Origin of the sequence: Geomonas paludis, from assembly GCF_014193585.1 — a bacterium.
In the GTDB taxonomy this organism is placed as follows: Bacteria; Desulfobacterota; Desulfuromonadia; order Geobacterales; family Geobacteraceae; genus Geomonas; species Geomonas paludis.
Genome location: NZ_BLXY01000008.1, coordinates 69,948 through 89,387, shown reverse-complemented (window position 1 = coordinate 89,387; position 19,440 = coordinate 69,948). Strand labels below are relative to the sequence as shown.

Sequence of the window (19,440 nt, the reverse complement as noted above, 5' to 3'; positions counted from 1 at the left end):
TCGTCGTTTAGCGGCAGGAGTCCACCCAGGCGGCGAGGATGGCCAGGCCTTCCGCCCCGCTCTTCTCCGGGTGGAACTGGCAGCCGGTGATGTTACCGCGCTGCACGGCGGAGACGAAGCTGTGCCCGCCGAAATCGGTGACGGAGAGGACGTCGCTTTCGTTTCCCGCCACGGCGGCGTAGCTGTGCACGAAGTACATGTCCTCGCCCGGGCGCACCCCCGCAAACGGGGTCCCGTCCCAGCGCCCGGGGGCGGGCGGCGCGATGCCGTTCCAGGCCATGTGCGGGAGCTTCGCCACCGGCGGCAGGAGCTTCACCTCGCCGGAGAGGAGCGCCAGCCCGGCGGTGACGCCGAATTCCTCGCCCTGCTCGAAGAGGAGCTGCATGCCGAGGCAGATGCCGATCATCGGCTTGCCCCCGGCTGCGTACTCCCTGATGCAGTCGATGAGGCCGCAGCCGGCGAGGCGCTCCATGCCGGAGACGAAGGAGCCCACACCCGGGAGCACCAGCCCGTCCGCGGCCAGAATCTGCGCGGGGTCGCGGGTCAGCACAGGCTCCCCCCCGACCTTCTCCACGCCGTTGCCGATGCTCCGCACGTTCCCCAGACCGTAATCAACTATGGCTATGCCCGGCTTTGTCATGGACGTACCTGGACCCCTCCGGCGAGAAGGGCCTCCTTGATCTGGCCCACGCCGGCCAGGTTGTAGTGCAGGATGGACGCGACGGCGACGGCGTCGCAGGCGGTCTTCTGAAAGACGTCGACGACATGGCCCGTGTTGCCGATGCCGCCGCAGCCGATGACCGGGATCCCCGCGCCTTTGGCCGCCGCCTGCAACAGCTGCAGGTCGCACCCCTTCTTGGTCCCCTCGGTATCAACGGAGGTCACCAAAAGCTCCCCTGCCCCCAGCTCTTCCAGCTGGCGGCACCAGCCAAGCGCGTCCTTGCCGGTATGCTCGCGGCCGTTGTCGCAGTAGGACTCCCAGCCGGCGCCGTGGCGCTTGGCCTCGACCGAGGCGACGATGCACTGCGAGCCGAAGGTGCGCACGGCCTCGGCGATGAACTGCGGCGTCTTGACCGCCTGGGTGTTGATGGCCACCTTGTCGGCGCCCGCCTTCAGCGACCGCTCGATGTCCTCCATGGTGCGGATGCCGCCCCCCACGGTGATGGGGACGAAGACGTCCCGGCAGGAGCGCTCGATGATGTCGAACAGGTTGTTCCTGCCGTAGAGGCTCGCTACCGCGTCCATGAACAGGATCTCGTCGATGCGCTCCTCGTAGTACTTCACGGCCAGGTCGTGCGGGTCGCCGATCTTGCGCACCCCTTCCAGGTGGATCCCCTTGATCACGAACTCGTTCTTGATGTCGATCCTGGCGATCAACCGCTTCTTGATCATGCCGCCTCCGGGTGGTCGGCGAAGCGCTTCTGCACGCTCACTTCCCAAAGGCGCGGGTCCTTCAAGAGGCTGACGAACTGGTCGGTGCTGTTGCCGTGGCCGAAGTGGGTGGAGCGCTCGCCGCGCTGGGAGGCGCACTGCTCGATGGCCGCCATCACCTCGCCGCGCGACTCGTGCACGTTGAGGATGCAGCCGCTTTGGCACCTGCCGTCCTGCCTGGTGCCGATGTTGATGGAACAGACCCCGTAGAAGGGGGCCTCGCGCACCGCGGCGCTGGAGTTGCCGATCATGAAGTCGGCGTGCTTCAAAAGGACCAGGAAGGCCTCGAAGCGCACCGAGGGGAAGATGCGGAAGTGCGGGTTGCCCCGCAGCGCCTCCAGTTCCTCGATGATGATCTCGGAGCCGGGGTCGTTGTTGGGATAGATCACCACGTAGTTGCGTCCCGATTCCAGGAGCGCCGCCTTGACCTCCTTCACCTTGGCCAGCAGGTTGTGCAGGCTGGTGGTGACCGGGTGGTAGGTGAAGATGCCGTAGTGCTCGAAGGGGATCTCGTAGCGCTCCTTCACCTCGGCCAGCGAGGGGAGCGCGTCCGACATCATCAGGTCGAGGTCGGGGGATCCGATGGTGAAGATGTTCCCCCCCGGCTCTCCCATGCGCATCAGGCGCGCCTTGGCCTCGTCGTTGGCCACGAAGTGCAGGTGGGCCAGCTTGGAGATGGAGTGGCGGATCGACTCGTCGATGGTGCCGGAGACCTCCCCCCCTTCGATGTGGGCCACCAGGATGTTGTTGAAGGCCCCCACGATGGCGCCGGCCAGCGCCTCGGCGCGGTCGCCGTGGATCACCATCAGGTCGGGCTTGGTCAGGTCGACGTAGTTGGAGAGCCCCAGGATGGTGTTGGCCAGGATGTTGTCCATGGAGTCGTTGGATTTCTGGTTGATGAACTTGAAGATGCGCTGGAAGCCGGCCTTTTCCACCTCGTCGCCGGTGTTGCCGTACTTGGGCAGGACGTGCATGCCGGTGACGAAGACGTGCACCTCGAAGCCCTCCTCGCGGTCCAGGGCGTGCATCAGGGACTTCAGCTTGCCGAAATCGGCGCGGGTCCCGGTGAGAAAGAGTACCTTCCTAGCCATTGTCGATCTGCTCCCATGCCAGTTGGCGGTCCGCCTTGAGCGCGACCTTGGCCTTTTTGCCGAGCACCGTTTCGAAATGCTCCGCCTTGATCTCCCCGGTGCCGGGGCGCTTCACCCAGATGTTGTCGTAGCTGAAGGTCTCCCCCGCCGCGATGTCCCTGATGGTGACGATGCAGGCGTAGGCGAAGTCGATGGTGGGCTGTTCCTCCGGGAGCACCCCCTTCTTCCCGCCGCGCGCCTGGAAGATGGCGCGGCTCCCCTCGATGAGCTGTTTCAGTTCGGCCGGGTCCATGGAGATCTCGATGTCCGGTCCCGGCCACCCCTTGTCCGAGGTGAAGTGCCGCTCCAAAAGCGACGCCCCCAGTGCCACCGCGCCCAGGCAGGGGTAGTTGCTGAGCGAGTGGTCGGAAAGCCCGACCGGGACGCCCGGGAAGGCGGCCTGCAGCTCGGCCAGCGCCCCCAGGCGCACCTTGTCGTAGGGGGTCGGGTAGATGCTGGTGCAGTGCATCAGCGCGAAGGGGACCTCGTGTTTCTCCAGGATGGCGACCGAGCGGGCGATGTTCTCCATGGGGTTCATCCCGGTGGAGAGGATCACCGGCTTGCCGTAGCGGGCGATGTGCTCGACCAGCGGGTAGTTGTTGCACTCGCCCGAGCCGATCTTGTAGGCGGGGACATCGAGTTTTTCCAGCTGCACCGCGGCGGCGCGCGAAAAGGGGGTGCTCAGGAAGATGAGCCCCTTTCCCTCCACGTAGCGTTTCAGCTCCGCCTCCTCGGCAGCGGTCAGGGCGCAGCGCTTCATGATGTCCCAGATCGATTCCTTGGCGTTACCCGGGATGACGTCGTTCGGGATCATCTCGTCCTCGATGACGTGGGTCTGGAACTTGACGCACTCGCAGCCGGCCGCGGCGGCGTCGTCCACCATGCGGACCGCCTTTTCCAGGCTCCCCTCGTGGTTGATGCCGATCTCCGCCAGAACCAGCGGGGGATGGTTCGCGCCGACCTTGCGTCCGGCGATGTCGAATTCTCTCATGCTTATCCTCTTTTCTCCTGCATCCGGTGGGTCATGAGCAGGTCGGCGATCAGGAAGTCGAGCTCGCTGTCGATGTCGAGCGAGCGCTCCGCGGGCATCAGGTAGGGCACCATGTTTCTCGGGTAGAAGGTGCGTTCCTCCAGCAATACCTCGGTCTTGATGACGTAGATGGCGCCGTTGAAGCGGTACAGCTTGTCGCTCTCCTGGCGCCTGGTGATGTAGGGGGTGGAGCCGACTTCACGCAGCAAGCCCTGCTCGTCGATGGTTCTCAGCCACTGCGGCGGCCGCTCGTTCTCGGTCACGCTCACCACCGAGTCGGCGTCCTTCTCGCGCTGCAGGGCGAGCGCCCGGTCGATGTCACCGGAGGTGCGGAACGGGGAGGTCGGTTGCAAAAGGAGAATGAGGCGCGGGCGGTACCCCTCGTTATCGGCGAGCCACTCCAGGGTGTGCCGTACCGCCGCCTCCGAGGACGCCGTGTCGCTGGCAAGCTCCGCGGGGCGCAGGAAGGGGACCTCGGCGCCGGCGGCCTTGCCTGCCGCGGCTATCTCGGGATCGTCCGTGGAAAGGACCAGCTTGAGGGGGGTCTGCGCGTTGAGGGCTGCCGCCGCGCTCCAAGCCAACAGCGGCTTCCCCGCCAGGGGGCGAACGTTCTTGCGGGGGACTCCCTTGGAGCCTCCGCGGGCGGTGATCAGGGCCAGGATGTCGCTGACTGCCAAGTGGCTCTCCTTCCTGTCGTTAATTTGACTCCGGAGAGGGAATTCACCCCCCCCGGCAGACGACTTGTCCGGGTCTGGGACCGGCTAACGGAATTTTGCAACTGGCGTGCCAGTAGCGGCCGGCGGGGGTAAGGGGTGGATTCTAGAAGGCTTTTTCCTGGCGGGTTGCGGCGGGTCAAAAAGTTGACCGGGCTGCCGCGCCGGACTCAGCCGAGCCGGCGCGCAACGATGTTGAGGGCGATGGAACGGTCCCGGAAGGTCCTGATGGAAAGCCCCGGGCAGAAATGGAAGGAGTCCACCCGGCGAATCAGCCCGAACCCCGCCTCCCCGAGCAGGCGGGACAGCAGGTCTTCACTGATGGCCCCCTCGTCTTGGCCGCAGATCAGCTGCCACAGCGAAAAGCGCGCTTCGGCGTCCAGCCCGTCTGCCTCCTGGAAAAGCCCGGCCAGCGCACCGAGGTCGAGGGAGGTGATGTACAGGGTCCCCAGGGGCTTCAGGACGCGCTTCCATTCCCTCAGTAGGGTCAGATGCTTTTCCTGGCTATAGCCGGGGCCGGGGAGGCTCGAGACGTAGATTTCGTCCAGTGAACCGTCCGATAGTCCCGACAGGTCCTCGCCATATTCGACCAGATCACCCCCAGCCCTGCGGCACCCTTTAAGCCAGCATTCTACGGCATGAGGGCCGACACGAATCCCCCGTGGCGGTTCTACCGTAGCCGGCTGCGGGGCCGCCTCCGGAACTTGGGCTGCGGAGGCGGCTGGGGCCTTGCGGCAGAGCAGGTTGTAGGAGAACTCCCGCTCTATTACGCCGGCTGCCGATGTCGGCTGGGACACGGCGAAGGTGAAGGGGTCGATGGGGACCTGCTCCAGGGGGGCGGGGTGGTTGAGCGGGGTTCCCTCGCGGCGCAAATGGCTCATAAGCGGAGGAGTCGTGAAGCTGTCGCCGCGGGCGACCACCCGGAAAGAGTACAGCGCCATCGCCCCGGGCTTCAGCATCCGCTCCACGTCGGTTGCGATGCTGCGGCAGCCATCCTCGGTATGCTGCAGCTCACCGCAGTCCCCGACGCTGTACATGAAGTCGAAGTAGCCTCCGGGGAGGAGCTCGCTGAAGCCGCCGATCTCCCCTTCAACCAGCCGGACTCCGTACACCGGCCGCTGCAACAAGTCCGCGCTGTCGGTCTGCAGCCGATCCAGGTTCCACATCTCGTACTCCTGCTCCAGGGCCCGTACTACTCCCGAAGTCCGGCTGCCGAAGCCGAGGATTCTGGCACCCTTGGGGACGTTGTCCCTGATGAAGGAGCAGATCAGCAACTCCTGGTAGCGCTTGAGGTCGCAGTCGGAGGGGCGGTTGCTCCCGGGGAGACCTGCCGCGTTCTTCTCGAACCAGGGGAAATGCAGGCGGCGGGAATAGGTGAAGAAGCCGAAGTTTTCGGGGGTGATGCGGCTTTCGGTGCGGCGCACCACCTCGGCCACCTGCAGGGGCGGCGGAGCGGGCTCCAAATGCTGGCCCCCTTGCGTTCTGTAGAGCTCCCGCTCCCGGATCACGACCCGCTCGGCCTCCCGGTTGTAGCTCTCCAGGTGGGCCTCCGAGCGCTGCCCCTCCCCCGGGCGGCTGCGGAACCCCCCCAGCGGCGCATGCAGCGTGTACAGCCGTGCGTGGCGGAAAAAACGGGCCCACAGCTCCAGGTCGCCGGCAAGGGCAAAAGCGGCATCGAGCCCTCCCACCTTCTCCCACAGGCTGCGGCGCCAGAAGGTGGACTCCTGCTGGATGAAAGGTGCGTTCACCTCGCCGCGCAGGTATTTCTCGCGGCACCAGGCCGGCGGCTCCGAGGAAAAGCCGGCCGCCTTGCCGTCGCTGTCCCAGAGCGTGGGGCTTCCGGTGAGCCACTCGACCTCGGGGCAGCCCAGGAAGGCGTCGCCGACCAGGTGCAGCGCGCCGGGGTGGTACTTGTCGTCCGAGTTGATCCAGGCCAGCACCTCTCCGGTTGCCCGGCGGAACCCCTCGTTGACCGCGGCGTAGTGCCCCCCGTCCGGGCGGCTCTGCCAGTAGGAGAGATGCTTCTCGTATTTCTTGATGATCTCAACGGAGCCGTCGCTGCTGCCGCCGTCCATGACGATGTACTCGAGGTTGGGGTAGCCCTGGCTCAGCACCGAATCGAGGCACTCCTCCAGGTACTCGGCCTGGTTGTAGGAGGGGGTCACGATGGTAAGGCGCGGCACCTCGCGGGGCACGATCACGGTCGGCGGGGAGAAATCGCGCAGGGGGTAACGGATCAGGGGAGGGGCGCTGGAGCGGTGCGGCGCGGCAGGGAGCCGCAGTTCACGCTCGCGGTCGATGACCGCTTTACACTCCGCCAGGTACTGGTCGCGGTGCTTGTTGCAGCGCTGGTTCATGCTGTAGAGTCTGAAGCCGCCGGTGAGAGCGTCCACCGAGTACAGGGGGGCAAGGCGGCTCAGCCGCATCCAGAGCTCGAAATCGGCGGCGAGTTTGTACCCGGCGTTGAGGCCGCCGCCGGCCTGCTCCCAGAGCTTCCTGCGCCAATAGGTTCCCTCCTGCATCACGAGCAGGCAGTACTTCAAGACGACTTCCTCGTTCAGCATCTGGTCGTGGCACCAGGTCTGGGTCATGAACTCGAACGGGTGCAGCTTGCCGTCGCCGTCGAACCCCACCCGCCTGCCGGTCAGAAACTCGACGTGCGGCAGCTTCTCGAACACCTCACCGATCACGGCCAGCCCGCCTTTGTGCAGCATGTCGTCGGCGTTGAGCCATCCCATCACGGACTTGGTGCCGTGCTGGAACCCGGCGTTGAGGGCCTGGTAGTGGCCGCCGTCGGGCGCGCTCTGCCAGTAGGCGAGGTACTTCTCGTACTTCCTGATGATATTGACGGAGCCGTCGGTGCTGCCGCCGTCCATGATGATGTATTCCAGGTCGGGGTAGTTCTGGCTCAGGATGGAATCTATGCACTGCTCCAGGTAGGTGGCCTGGTTCAGAGAGGGGGTAACTATGGTGATGCCTTGCATTCCTGTCCTCGTGCTGCTGGTGGCGCTGATGCTGCAGGTCTTGGCCGTAGTCGGCCCTCAAAAGACTGCAGTTAACATGCCATGGTTTGCCATGGAGGTTGGGGCACGGTGGAGATACGGTGGAGACACGGTTGGGGCAGGGTTTTTCCTGGTTCCCAAGCTCCAGCTTGGGAACCCCATATGAGCAAAGCTCCAGCTTTGCATCCGAGGGAAGTTGGAACTTCTGAGAGGCTTTGCGTTCCAAAGGTGGACCTTGGGAACGAGATCAAAAATGAAAAGGCGCCCGTCAGGGACGGACGCCTCGTGGCTGGCTGTACTGAATCACGACTTAGAAGGGGGCGGAAGCGGCGTAATCCCACTCGTCCGCAGTCGGGTCGATAGTCTTTCCCGTCACGTCCTTCCCTGAAAATTTGAAGACCATGTGGGCGGAGTCGATGGTGGCGTTATTGGTGTCGTTCTGGCTGAGTATGAAGGTGACCGTAGCGGACTGTTTGTCAGCATCGTAGCTCACGGTCATCGGGTTTTGAGGGATATACGCTTCGGTGGGGAGTACCGGCAGGAGGTTGTTGTAGTAACCCGCCGCCCCGCCGCTTGCCTTGGTGATGGTCCAGTTGTTCACGTCCTGCACCGATTTGGGGTCCATCTTCGAGTCGAAGTAGAAGGTCTGGGTGAAGACCTTGGACGCGTTGGGGGTCGAGAGGTTGACGACGTCCAGCAACATGAGCTGGTAGGGGTCGTAGCCCACCACTGGCGGGTCTTGCGGTTTCTGCAAGATCGGCAAGAAGGTGTCCAGTTCGCCGCCTCCTCCCGCAACCATCTTGGGGCGGGCTATGGTCCTTTCCAGCAGCGCACCCTGGGTCGAGTTGAGCCTGGTCAAGGTGTCCACTTCCTTCTGCGCATTGGTGCTGTCGCCCAGCGCGGCGTAGGCGACGCCCAGTTCGAAGTGGGCCGCCTCCATCTTGGGACGCAGCTTCACCGCCTGGGTGAGCTGCTTGACCGCTTCGGCGTATTTTCCTTCCTTGTTGTAGGTCGCGCCCAGGCTGTAGTAGGGGTTGGGGTCGTTGGGCGCCATCTTGGCGACCTTCTTGAACTGCGTCTCCGCCTCGCCGTAGCGTCCGGTCTGGACATAGAGCTGTCCCAGCGTATAGGGCGCCAGGGTGTCGGTCGGGTTGAGGCGGGCGGCGTCCTTGAACTCCTTCTCGGCCAGGTTGTACTTCTTCTGCTGCAGGTAGAGATTGCCCAGGTTGGTGTGCACCGAGTCCTGGGTCGGGTCGATGGTGAGGGAGGTCTTGTAGGTCTTGATGGCGTCGTCGTACTTCTTCTGCGCCAGGTAGGCGTTGGCCAGATAGTTGTACGACTGCGCGTTGGTCGGGTCGAGAGAGACGGCGCGCTTGAACTCGCTGGCGGCGCGGGCGTAGTCCTTCTTCTGGAAGAACCCGGCGCCGCTGGCCATGGCGTTGGTCGCCGCCTGGGCCTTCATGCTGTCCTGCGAGGTCAGCGTGTCGAACATGTCGCCCAGGTAATCCCAGGCGGTCTTCTGGGTAGCCATAACATCCTCCGCGCTAGATACTCATTAGCCGCCTGTCGTATCGGCATCCGGCGCTGAAACTTTAGTGAAAACTGTATTGCCTAACGAAAACGCCCGGTTGCGGTTCAGGCCGACCGGGCGCTTTTGTCGTTTCGTCGGCGCGCCTGCCTCTCTAGGAGTTGGCTGCCTGCTTCAGGGTGTCCAGGCACTCGCGGGCGTCGCGGTTCCAGGGCTCCAGGTGGATCACCTTGCCGTAGAAGGTTTCGGCCTCCTCCGGGCGGTCCAGAATGGTGCAGATCTTGCCCAGACTCATCAGGGTCTCGATGTTGCGGGGCTCCTTCCTGAGCTGGTCCAGGTAGATGTTGATGGCGCCGTCAATGTCGTACCCCTCGACGAAATAGAAGTCGGCGAGGTTCTTCTGGAAGGTGCTGTTGCCCGGAGCCAGCGCAGCCGCCTTCTCGTAGTTGCGGCGGGCGGTGTCCTTGTCGCCGTTTTGGTAGGCGAGCACGGCGAGGTCGTTGTAGGCCGGCGCGAAATCCGGATACAGCGCCACGATCCCTTGCAACATCTGCTCGGCCCCGGCCAGGTCACCACGGTTCACCAGTTCCTGCGATTTCAGGTAGTGGTCTTCAGCTGTCAAATCGTCCTCCTCCGCGGCGGCTGCCGCCGGTGTTGTGGCTGTCTCCGGTGCCGCCGGCGCGGTCGCTGCCGTCGGTGCGGGCGCTGGGGAAGCGTTTTGCCTCAGTTCGGAGAGCCGCTCGCGCACCGCCATGTTGGCCGGTTCGATCTCGAGCGCCCTTTGCAGGAACGACTCGGCGGCGTCCGGCTGCCCGACCCCCTCGCAGATGATGCCGAGGTTGAGCAGGGTCTCCACGTCGCGCGGTGCCCTCTCGAGCAGTTTCAGGTAGATGTTGATCGCCTCGTCGGTCTGCCCCTTCTCGACGTAGAGGAGATCGGCCAGGTTCTTCAGGTAGACGTCCTCGTCCGGCTCCAGGGCCACCGCCTCGCGGTAGTGCGCCAGGGCCTGGTCGGTGTCCCCCATCTGGTAGCTCACGGCGGCGAGATCGTTGTGGGCCACGGCATGGTCGGGATAGTTGGCCAGGTGCTGACGCAGCGCTGCCGCTGCCTGCCCCAGGTCGTCGCCGGAGAGTTGCGGGCGCAGGGCCGCGTAGGCGTCTTCGGCGCTCGGCAAGGCAGCACGCTCCGGCATTGCCATGGGGGACGGCTCGCTCTGCATCGGGGTCGGAACCGGCTGCGCCGCCGCGGCAGGGGCGCTCTGTACCTCCACCGGCTGCGGGGCCTGTTGCGGCGCCGATTGCGGGACGGCGGCGATCAGCTTGAGGCCGGTGAATTCAGCGATGTGCTGGATGCGGAAGCGCTGCACCACGTTGAGCAGGAACTCGCGCAGGCCGTGGTTCGGGTAGCCTTCGGGCAGATGACCGACGCTGTCGTGCACCTCCCGGCGCCAGAGCAGGTGAGGGGCGACCTCCGAGAGCTGGGAGAGTTGCTGCGGGGTGTAGTCAGGCCAGATTACCTTGCCGTAACTGGTGTGGCTGGCGAAGGTCTCGTGGGCGATAGCGGTAAAGCAGGTGTCGCCGTATGCAACCATGGCGGTGGCGTTTTGCTCCAGGGCCGCGGTCAGCTGCTCGTAAGCGTCTCGCCTGAGGCGGTCGGTGACCTCGAGGATGGTCAGGTATCTTCCGGAAGCCATCTTGAGGGCCATGTTGACCCCGCGTGCCGCCGCCCCGCAAGGAAGCTTCAGCGCGGCCAGGTTGGCGTAACGCTGTTGCAGGTCCGCCACCACAGCCCACTCGCACTGCGTCGAGCCGGCATCGACGACGATGACCTCCATCCTGCTGGCGACCGTCTGCTCCATCAGCTCGGAGAGGCATTCCCTGAGGTGCGCTTCCCGATCCCGGGTCACGACTATGGCGGAAACAAGCGGTCCATTCTCCATGACGGCGATCGCGCCGCTGGGGCGGGTGACTAACTGGCTCATGAAATTCTCCATTTCGGGTTTTATGGACTGCGGGTACCCGTGTCGGGGAGGTGATCGAAGGCACGGGGTAAACAGGGGTGAGTGAAGCAACTGCCATGCCAGCCCCGGCACCTCTTCCCAAGCGGGGTGGCAGCGGCAGGGGGCAGTTCCCGCTTCGGTCGCGCCCCGTGCTCAGGAGAGCAGGCGATGCCGTTGATTTCGCACACGTTTTGACGGCGCCCATGGCGGCGAGCAACTGTTGCGGCGTCAGCGATTTGCAGTGTGGTCAAATTTTTGAAATATGCCTGCCGCGACCGGAGTCAATAACCCGACAGTTCCTTTTCCAGGATCATCTCCAGCATGGGCAGGTTCACCTCGATGTCGTAGCCGTGCGGGTAACCCTTGTAATGACAGGAACTGGTGAGCTGGAAGTAGCGGTGGCGCAGCTGGTGGCACGGCAGAACGTTGCACGGGGTTACGTAGGTGGGGGGGAAGAGCTCGATGACCATGGAGCGCTCCGGCATGAAGGCGCAATGGGTTATGCCGGCGCCGTGGGGGCCGAGGAGTGTCGCGGCGTTGCAGGTATGGGCGAGCTGGTCCGAGAGGGAGAGTTCTTCCAGCCGCAGCGTGAGGAAGTCGAAGCGCTGCAGGAGCGCCAGCAGGTCCTCTTCGTTGACCACCTTCCTCATGGTGTCGGGGTGTGAGTTCCGGGTGATGTAGAGGTGGTGGCGCGGGTCACTGCAGGCGAAGTGCGCGCGAAGTGCCTCGCGGATCCGTCCCCGGATCGCCATGGTGGCAGGGTCGTGGCCGGTGGTCTTGCGCACCAGGTACATGCACTCGATGTGGTAGTCGTACGCTTCCGCCACCCTGATGCGGTCCTCCCTGATCCCGAGAAGCCGCAGCGACTCCGCGGCGAAAGGGCTTTGCGGCACCAGGTAGGTCCCGCTGAAGCCGGCTTCGTGGGCGGCGTAGGCGACGGGAAGCATCTCGGTGCACCAGTGCCAGAAGTTGTAGCTCCAGTCGCCGTAAAGCGGGAGCACCACGCCGTCGAGGGGAACCAGCGTGCGGTTTTGGTGCTGCATGAGCCAGATGAGGACCTGGTCGTTGGGGTAGTTGACGAAGCGGTTGATGACGCGGTTGCCCTGCAGCGGGATGCCCTCCTCACCAAAGAGGAAGACGTCCCTGAAAAGGCCGGGTCCGCTGGGGCTGCCGGCGCAGCCGTTGAATACCTGGTACATTGACGTGTCTCCGGGGGCGATGGGCTGACGGATCTCCGAGCAAAATCCGTTCCGCCCGCTCGTCGCACCACCGCCGATGTGGAAACTGCCTGGGGGCCTCTGTGTACCCTCTCCCTCTGGGAGAGGGTGCCCGAAGGGCGGGTGAGGGAGGGTTTCTCGTTACCCTCCCGCCACGATCAGGAAGACTCCGATCAGCATGATGATGGTGGAGAGGATGCCGCCGCGCTCCTTGAACAGGTAGTGGCCGTAGAGCACCCCGAAAAGGAGGCTCAGCCTTTTTACCGCGATCATGTAGGCGACGTTGGTGAGGTTGACGGCATAAACGTGGGTGAGGGCCTGGAGTGCGTAGCAGACGGCGGGGAGTACGACGGCCTTGGCCGTGCCGTTACGCAGCACGGGGGGGAGTTCGCCGCGTGACTTGTACAGGGCGAACGGGGTGAGGACGAGCACCAGGAGGGGGAGGTAGACCGCGGCGAAAAACAGGGGCGAGGATGCTGCTATGGCCCTTTTGCCGAGGGTGGAGGTGACGCTGTAGATGGTGGCGACCCCCAGCATGCACAGTGCCCCCTTCTCCCTGGCCAGCGCCTTCAGCGGCGCCAGCAGGCCGGTTTCGCCCCTGCCGGAGTTGAGCAGGTAGCCCCCCAGCGCGATCAGGAAGATCCCCGCCCCTCCCATCGGCGAGATCCTTTCCCCCAAGAGGAGGTACGGCACCACCAGCAGCAAAAGCGGTGTCAGCGAAAGCAGCGGCAGGGTGAGCGAGAGTGGCGAGAGCTTCAGTGCCTTGGTATAGAGGATGATGGCCACCGCCTCCAGCGGCAGACCGGTAAAGATGCAGAAGTAGAAGTCGTCGCCGATGTTGGGGATGGTGATGAACGGGAGCGTGGCCAGGAAGAGCGGGAAGGTTGGAGCGATGCGCAGCCAGGTGACCAGGTACTCGTTCCTGCCGGTCAGGGCGCGCTTGGTCGTGGCATCGCTGGTGGCGAGGAAGAAGGCGGACAAAACGGTGAGCGGGAACCATAGCGGCGTCATGGCGTTAATGATAGCGAAAAAAGCGCGCTGCGCACCGGGGAGAGGGGTGACAAACGTCAAAAGCAGTTACGCAAAGTACGGAAAGTATGCGCGACGGGCGCCATGAAACCACCAGCCTAAAGGTTTAACCCCAAATCCTTACTTGCCGTTCTTCGCGGATGCTCCGCGTTCTTTGCGTAACAGCTTTTAAAACAGGGGCAGTTGACTGCACTCAAAATTGCGGCCTAATTAAAGAGGTTGGACTAGTGACTTAACGTTCGGGAGGGCGTCATCATGGGCAAGAACGTTTTGATCCCGTCGATTGAACAGAGGCTGCGCGGCATGTTGGAGGTCGGCCGCAGGAACCTGCACGAGCATGGCATGTCGGATGTGCAGCGGAGCAACCCCACGGTCACCCTGACCCGCGAGTTCGGCTGCGAAGGGTATCCGGTGGCTGAAAAGCTGCAGACCCTCCTCGAGAAGCGTAGCGGCAAGCCGTGGGTGGTCATGGACCGTGCGCTGCTGGACGCGGTGGCCAAGGACCACAACCTCTCCGAAGGCATTCTGCGCAACCTGGGCACCAAGAACCGTTTCCTCGACGACATGCTCTCCACCTTTTCCCCGCGCTGGAAAAGCGACAAGGATTACTACCGGCTGCTTTGTCGCCAGATCGTGGCGCTGGCCACCGAGGGGAACGTGATCCTGGTGGGCAGGGGGGGCTCCATCCTGACCCAGGACACCGGCAACTGTTACCATTTCCGGATCATCGCCCCCATGAGCTTCAAGGTGAAGGCGGTGTCGGCCCGCTGCGGGATCTCCGCGGACCAGGCGCAGGACATGGTGACGGAAAAGCAGCGCCAGCGGGACGCCTTCCTCAAGGATTTCCTCGGGCGCGACATCACCGACCCGACCCTGTACCACCTGGTCTTCAACAACGCCCGCCTGTCGGCGGTGCGCATCGCGGAGATCATGGCCGACGTGGTCATGCCGCCGACGCGCGACTAGCCCACGTCTTGCTGTTGTGTCCCCGTGGTCGTTTCCGTGGGAAGCAGGGTCACCAGCGCCACTTCGGGAGGGTTGTTGATGCGGATCGGGAACCAGCTCTCCCCCAGGCCGCCGTTGACGATCATGGTGCACGTTCCTTGGCGGTAGAGGCCGTAATCCCACCGGGGCAGGTAGCCCATGGAGGGGATGTAGGGCGCGCCGATCAAGGGGAGGCGGATTTGGCCACCGTGGGTGTGGCCCACCAGCATCAGGTCCACGCCTGCCTGCACCGCCTGCGGGAAAGGATGCGGCGCGTGGGCCAGCAACAGGCGCGGGACACCGGCATCGGTACGGCTCATCGCCTGCGCCAGGTCGGCCCGTCCCGTCACCGGGTCGTCCACCCCGACCACCCAGAGCCGGTCCTTCCCTCTCCGCAGCAGCTCCGCTTCGTTCTTAAGGACCCGGACCCCGGCATGTTCCAGTTTTGCGTTGACGTGCGGCGTCATTTGCGCCCCCCACTCATGGTTGCCGCTCACCGAGAAGACCGGGCTCTTGGAAAAGGCGCCAATCCCCCTGATCAGGTCCAGTGCCGCGTCTAATTTAGGCGAAGTCCTCAGCACCAGGTCCCCGGTGACGGCCACGAGGTCGAAGGATAAGCGACGCAGGATCGCCAGCAGTTCCTCGCCGCGCTCGCCGAACTCCTTGTCGTGCAGGTCGGTGATATGCAGGATGGTGAAGCCGTGGAAACCAGGCGGGAGTTTGTGCACCGGCACCCGGTAGCGTCGCACCGCCACCGACACTCTCTGGTAGTAGAGGTAGGGGAAGAAGGCGATCCCGCCCGCCAGGAATGCCCGTCTGCTAATAGCTGTCATGAACGCTCCTCCAAGCCGGAGATTATACCAAGGTGACCTCACCCTGTAGGGGCGAATAATTATTCGCCCGCCTCTTGCGCCCCTGGACCTCTCTCGCCATCGGCGTCGGCGGCGGACACTGTGGCTGGGCAAATAATTATTTGCCCCTACAGCGGCGGGCTGATCCCGGCGAAGGCCGCGGGGCGCCGCCTCCCTCCTCTCGCCGACATCTTTTGACTTCCACATTGCCGGACGCTATCATGGCCGGTGCTGAAGGGACTGGCTCCGCCAGGTGCCTGTCCCTCTAGCGGAACGCTCCTTTCAGCTCAGCCACCTGCCAACACTAAGGGGACAGCCACGTCTCGGAGCCAGTCCCCTCCTTTGCTGAAGGCTCTAAGGTGGGAAACAAAAACGCATCGTGAAGAGCGTTGGAAAGGGAGAGGCAATGGCTGATTTCGCAGTAAGCGAAGAAAAGAACCGCTGGCTGAAGGCGAAGATGGAAGAGCTCGGGGTCGCGGAGAAGGACCTGGAGGAGCGTTTCGTACATGCCTCGGGGCGCGGCGGGCAGCACGTCAACAAGAGTTCCTCCTGCGTCTACCTGAAACACCTCCCCAGCGGGCTGGAAGTGAAATGCATGGAATCGCGCAGCCAGTCGCGGAACCGGTTCCTGGCCCGGCGCCTGTTGCTGGAGAAGATCGAAGGGGCCGGCGGCGGCATGACCAAGAAGGAATTGGCGGCGGAGAAGCTGAAGAGACAGAAGGCCCGCAGAAAACGGCGCAGCGGCGCCAAGTATGGCACCGATGCTGCAAAGGATGCTGGACAGGGCCCGGAAACGGGGTCTGCAGCGTCAACTACCTGGAATGAGAGCCAATAATTTGACCTTTTGCCGCCGGGAAGACCCCCGTCAGTTCAGGCCGTCGGGCGCAGCCCGCGCCATAAAGGGCGGAAAAAATAAAGTTGACAAGGTAACGAGGGGAAGGGTATAAATTTCCATATCCTCAATAAGACCTTTGCAGACACCTTTTAATACCCCAATTTTTTTCTCATACCGAACCGGTACCGACACCTCAAGAATAAACTCAAGGCTTACTTACTCACAGATCCTTTACACGATAGCGCTCGTCAGGCACGCCTCGCATGTTACCCATGCCGCATCGGTGAAACATTCCCGTATTCCCAGTCAGGCAATTTGCCCATAGATCTATATTTGCGCCAAATCAGGAGAACAGATGAACCTACAGGAACTTAAAGAAAAGAAAATCAACGATCTCACGGCCATTGCCAAGGCGTTGAACATCGAGGGGGCGTCCAGTCTCAGGAAACAGGACCTGATCTTCGCCATCCTCAACGCCCAGACCGAGAAGAACGGCATGATCTTCGGCGAGGGGGTCCTCGAGACCCTACCTGACGGGTTCGGCTTCCTGAGGGCGCCGGATTACAACTACCTGCCGGGTCCGGACGACATCTACGTGTCGCCGTCCCAGATCCGCCGCTTCAACCTGCATACCGGCGACACCGTTGCCGGTCAGATCAGGCCGCCGAAAGAAGGGGAGCGTTACTTTGCGCTGCTGAAGGTCGAGACCGTCAACCACGAGTCTCCCGAGGTCGCCCGCGACAAGATCCTCTTCGACAACCTGACCCCGCTCTACCCGGAAGAGAAGCTCGTCCTCGAGACCACCCCGGACAACATGTCCAGCCGCGTCATGGAACTCGTCGCTCCGATCGGCAAGGGGCAGAGGGGCCTCATCGTCGCTCCGCCGCGCACCGGCAAGACCATGCTGATCCAGAACATCGCCAACTCCATCGCGCTGAACCACCCCGAGGTGTTCCTGATCGTCCTCTTGATCGACGAGCGCCCGGAAGAGGTTACCGACATGCAGCGCTCCGTGAAGGGCGAGGTCATCTCCTCCACCTTCGACGAGCCGGCTTCCCGTCACATCCAGGTCGCCGAGATGGTCATCGAGAAGGCCAAGCGCCTGGTCGAGCACAAGCGCGACGTCGTCATCCTGCTCGACTCCATCACCCGTCTGGCCCGCGCCTACAACACCGTGATCCCCCCTTCCGGCAAGATCCTCTCCGGTGGTGTCGACTCCAACGCCCTGCACAAGCCCAAGCGCTTCTTCGGCGCCGCGCGTAACATCGAGGAGGGCGGCTCGCTCACCATCATCGCCACCGCCCTGGTCGATACCGGCTCCAAGATGGACGAGGTCATCTTCGAAGAGTTCAAGGGCACCGGTAACATGGAACTCCACCTGGACCGCAAGCTGGTCGAGAAGAGGACCTTCCCCGCCATCGACATCAACAAGTCCGGCACCAGGAAGGAAGAACTGCTCATCCCGCAGGCCTCTTTGAACCGCATCTGGATCCTCCGGAAGGTGCTCCACCCGATGAACGTGGTGGACTCCATGGAGTTCCTGATCTCCAAGCTGCAGGGGACCAAGAGCAACCAGGACTTCCTCGATTCCATGAGCAAGTAAAAAAGTGTTGAAATCTTGCAGTGAAGGTGCTATTTATGGCTACTTTCCGGCAAGAACATCAAAGTTAGATAACGGGGCGCGCCCCGCCAGGAGGAAGATATGAAAGAAGGGATCCACCCGAAGTACGAGGAAATTACCGTAAAGTGCCTGTGCGGTAACCAGTTCCAGACCCGTTCCACCAAAGCGGAGATCTCCACCGAGATCTGCTCGCAGTGCCACCCGTTCTACACCGGTAAGCAGAAGCTGATCGACACCGCAGGCCGCGTCGAGCGCTTCCGCAAGAGATACAACCTGGAGAAGTAGGCTTTCGCGCTTGCGAATCCGTTCGGAGGGGATTTTGTCTATGGCGAAATCCCCTTGTTTCGTTTTCTATGGCCCGATTGCAAAACAACGCAGCATGTGAAGGATCTTCATGAAGGTTGCCCTTCTGCAGCACACCCCCGATCCCGAGTTGACCATCGCACTTGCGGCCCGGCTCTGCTATTCGTCGGCCGACATCGAGGCGCTCAAGGACAAGCTCTCCGGCGCTGACGTCAAAAAATTCCTGGACAAGATCATGTCGCTTGGGCACCAGTCGGTGCTGGAGCACGCATCGTTCACCTTCGGCGTGGACGGGATCTCGCGCGTCACCAGCCACCAGCTGGTGCGGCACCGGGTCGCCTCCTTTTCCCAGCAGTCCCAGCGCTACGTTTCCCACAAGGAGCGTTTCGCGGTGGTGACGCCGCAATCGATCGCGGACAATCCCAAGCACCTGGAACTGTTCGAGGCCCAGGTGGCGTCGCTGCACGCCGCCTACGCCGCCCTGGTCGAGGCGGGTGTCCCGGCCGAGGATGCGCGCTACCTGCTCCCCAACGCCACCGAGACCAAGATCATCATCACCATGAACGCCCGGGAGCTTTTGCACTTCTTCGCCGTGCGCTGCTGCGAGCGGGCCCAGTGGGAGATCCGTGCCATGGCCATCGAGATGCTCCGTCTGGTGAAGCCGGTGGCGCCGACGGTTTTCGACAAGGCCGGCCCCGGCTGTCTCGGCGGCCCCTGCCCCGAGGGCGCCATGTGCTGTGGCAAGATGGCGCAGGTTCGGGAGTACTTCCGGGAGATGTAAGCCTCCAGGTTCCGGTTTTCTCAGATTTTCTCCGTGTCTCCGTGGCTAACGGTTTTCGGTTTACGAGGTAACACGTGTCAAAGATAAACATAGGCGGACAGGCGGTTCTGGAAGGTGTCATGATGCGGGCGCCGCGCTCGATGGCCATCGCGGTGAGAAGGCCCGACGGCGACATCTCGGTCAAGAGCGAGACGGTGATCCCGCTTTCCGAGCGTTTTCCCATCACCAAGCTCCCCATCGTCCGCGGTGCGGTGGCGCTCTTCTCGTCGCTCATCATCGGCATCAAGGCGCTCAACTTCTCCGCCAACGAGGCGCTCGCCGAGGGGGAGGAGAAGGAAGAGATCAACGACTGGGCCATCGCCGGCACCATGGCCGCGGCCTTCGGTTTCGGCATCCTGCTCTTCTTCATCCTGCCGCTCTACCTGACCAAGCTGCTGGTGCCGATCATCGGCGACTCCAACATCGTCTTCAACCTGGTCGACGGCGTGATCCGGGTCGCGGTGTTCCTGATCTACATCATCGCCATCTCGCGCATGAAGGACATCCAGCGGGTGTTCCAGTACCACGGTGCCGAGCACAAGTCGATCTTCACCTTCGAGGCGGGCGAGGAGCTCACCGTCGAAAACGTGAGAAAGTACAGCTGCCTGCACCCGCGGTGCGGCACCAGCTTCCTGTTGATCGTCATGCTGGTGAGCATCGTGGTGTTCTCCCTGATCCCGAAGCTGTGGCCGTTCTACTTCAAGGCCGGTTCCAGGATCATCCTGCTGCCGATGATCGCCGGGCTCTCCTACGAGGTCCTCAAGTGGACCGCGAAGCACGACAACCACGCGCTGGTGAAAATGGTGATCGCCCCGGGCCTCGCACTGCAGCGGCTGACCACCCGCGAGCCCGACGACAGCCAGCTCGAGGTCGCCATCAAGTCCATGCAGGTAGCCCTCGAACTGAACGACGGCTTCAAGGACGACCGGCTGGTGGTTTAACTAAAA

The 19,440-nt window shown here is 63.2% G+C and carries 17 protein-coding genes; 6 read left to right on the top strand and 11 right to left on the bottom strand.

All coding sequences use genetic code 11. From position 1 onward, the window contains the following. Positions 1-7: 7 nt before the first annotated feature. The 10 genes from hisH to H7687_RS16205 all read right to left on the bottom strand — a co-directional run bounded on the left by hisH (position 8) and on the right by H7687_RS16205 (position 13,061). Positions 8-640 (bottom strand): imidazole glycerol phosphate synthase subunit HisH, encoded by a 633-nt coding sequence (hisH, locus tag H7687_RS16255; RefSeq protein ID WP_183349295.1) that lies wholly within the window; start codon positions 638-640, stop codon positions 8-10. Beyond that, the gene (hisF, locus tag H7687_RS16250) at positions 637-1,392 is read right to left on the bottom strand and encodes an imidazole glycerol phosphate synthase subunit HisF (RefSeq protein WP_183349293.1); all 756 of its coding nucleotides are present in this window, start codon (positions 1,390-1,392) and stop codon (positions 637-639) included. Before hisF ends, hisH begins: the two co-directional genes overlap by 4 nt. Continuing rightward, a complete protein-coding gene (gene neuC, locus H7687_RS16245; RefSeq protein ID WP_183349292.1) occupies positions 1,389-2,522 on the bottom strand; it encodes a UDP-N-acetylglucosamine 2-epimerase in 1,134 nt (377 codons plus the stop codon). Before neuC ends, hisF begins: the two co-directional genes overlap by 4 nt. Beyond that, positions 2,515-3,552, bottom strand: coding sequence for an N-acetylneuraminate synthase family protein (locus H7687_RS16240; protein WP_183349291.1), 1,038 nt, complete (start codon positions 3,550-3,552; stop codon positions 2,515-2,517). Before H7687_RS16240 ends, neuC begins: the two co-directional genes overlap by 8 nt. Before the next feature lie 2 nt (positions 3,553-3,554). Continuing rightward, positions 3,555-4,268 carry an acylneuraminate cytidylyltransferase family protein gene (locus H7687_RS16235; protein WP_183349290.1) on the bottom strand — a complete coding sequence of 238 codons (714 nt, stop codon included), beginning with the start codon at positions 4,266-4,268 and terminating at the stop codon, positions 3,555-3,557. A gap of 206 nt (positions 4,269-4,474) precedes the next feature. Then, positions 4,475-7,288 (bottom strand): glycosyltransferase family 2 protein, encoded by a 2,814-nt coding sequence (locus H7687_RS21830; RefSeq protein WP_198424646.1) that lies wholly within the window; start codon positions 7,286-7,288, stop codon positions 4,475-4,477. A 328-nt stretch (positions 7,289-7,616) separates the two neighbouring features. Next, positions 7,617-8,837: a tetratricopeptide repeat protein gene (locus tag H7687_RS16220; RefSeq protein WP_183349289.1), complete on the bottom strand. Its 1,221-nt coding sequence runs from the start codon at positions 8,835-8,837 to the stop codon at positions 7,617-7,619. Positions 8,838-8,988: 151 nt separating this feature from the next. Further along, complete coding sequence (locus H7687_RS16215) at positions 8,989-10,815, bottom strand: tetratricopeptide repeat protein (protein ID WP_183349288.1); 1,827 nt, start codon at positions 10,813-10,815, stop codon at positions 8,989-8,991. A 299-nt stretch (positions 10,816-11,114) separates the two neighbouring features. Further along, positions 11,115-12,032: a glycosyltransferase family 61 protein gene (locus H7687_RS16210; protein WP_183349287.1), complete on the bottom strand. Its 918-nt coding sequence runs from the start codon at positions 12,030-12,032 to the stop codon at positions 11,115-11,117. A gap of 159 nt (positions 12,033-12,191) precedes the next feature. Beyond that, positions 12,192-13,061, bottom strand: a complete 870-nt coding sequence (locus tag H7687_RS16205) for an EamA family transporter (RefSeq protein WP_183349286.1) — start codon at positions 13,059-13,061, stop codon at positions 12,192-12,194. A gap of 273 nt (positions 13,062-13,334) precedes the next feature. On the opposite strand from H7687_RS16205, the gene H7687_RS16200 reads away from it, so the two are divergent. Continuing rightward, the gene (locus H7687_RS16200) at positions 13,335-14,045 is read left to right on the top strand and encodes a cytidylate kinase-like family protein (protein ID WP_183349285.1); all 711 of its coding nucleotides are present in this window, start codon (positions 13,335-13,337) and stop codon (positions 14,043-14,045) included. Here H7687_RS16200 and H7687_RS16195 read toward each other — a convergent pair. After that, complete coding sequence (locus tag H7687_RS16195; RefSeq protein WP_183349283.1) at positions 14,042-14,896, bottom strand: metallophosphoesterase; 855 nt, start codon at positions 14,894-14,896, stop codon at positions 14,042-14,044. The two genes, H7687_RS16200 and H7687_RS16195, sit on opposite strands and share 4 nt — an antisense overlap. 424 nt (positions 14,897-15,320) lie before the next feature. Here H7687_RS16195 and H7687_RS16190 point away from each other — a divergent pair, with 424 nt between their 5' ends. From H7687_RS16190 to H7687_RS16170, 5 genes are all read left to right on the top strand, one after another. Next, positions 15,321-15,749, top strand: a complete 429-nt coding sequence (locus tag H7687_RS16190; protein ID WP_183349281.1) for a peptide chain release factor family protein — start codon at positions 15,321-15,323, stop codon at positions 15,747-15,749. Between the two features lie 355 nt (positions 15,750-16,104). Next, the gene (gene rho / locus H7687_RS16185) at positions 16,105-17,352 is read left to right on the top strand and encodes a transcription termination factor Rho (protein ID WP_183349279.1); all 1,248 of its coding nucleotides are present in this window, start codon (positions 16,105-16,107) and stop codon (positions 17,350-17,352) included. Positions 17,353-17,451: 99 nt separating this feature from the next. Further along, entirely contained in the window at positions 17,452-17,655 is a 204-nt protein-coding gene (gene rpmE, locus H7687_RS16180; RefSeq protein WP_183349277.1) for a 50S ribosomal protein L31, read from the top strand. 109 nt (positions 17,656-17,764) lie between these two features. Next, on the top strand, positions 17,765-18,454 hold the full coding sequence (thyX, locus tag H7687_RS16175) for an FAD-dependent thymidylate synthase (protein ID WP_183349275.1): 690 nt from the start codon (positions 17,765-17,767) through the stop codon (positions 18,452-18,454). A 74-nt stretch (positions 18,455-18,528) separates the two neighbouring features. Further along, complete coding sequence (locus H7687_RS16170) at positions 18,529-19,434, top strand: DUF1385 domain-containing protein (protein ID WP_183349273.1); 906 nt, start codon at positions 18,529-18,531, stop codon at positions 19,432-19,434. Positions 19,435-19,440 lie beyond the last annotated feature (6 nt).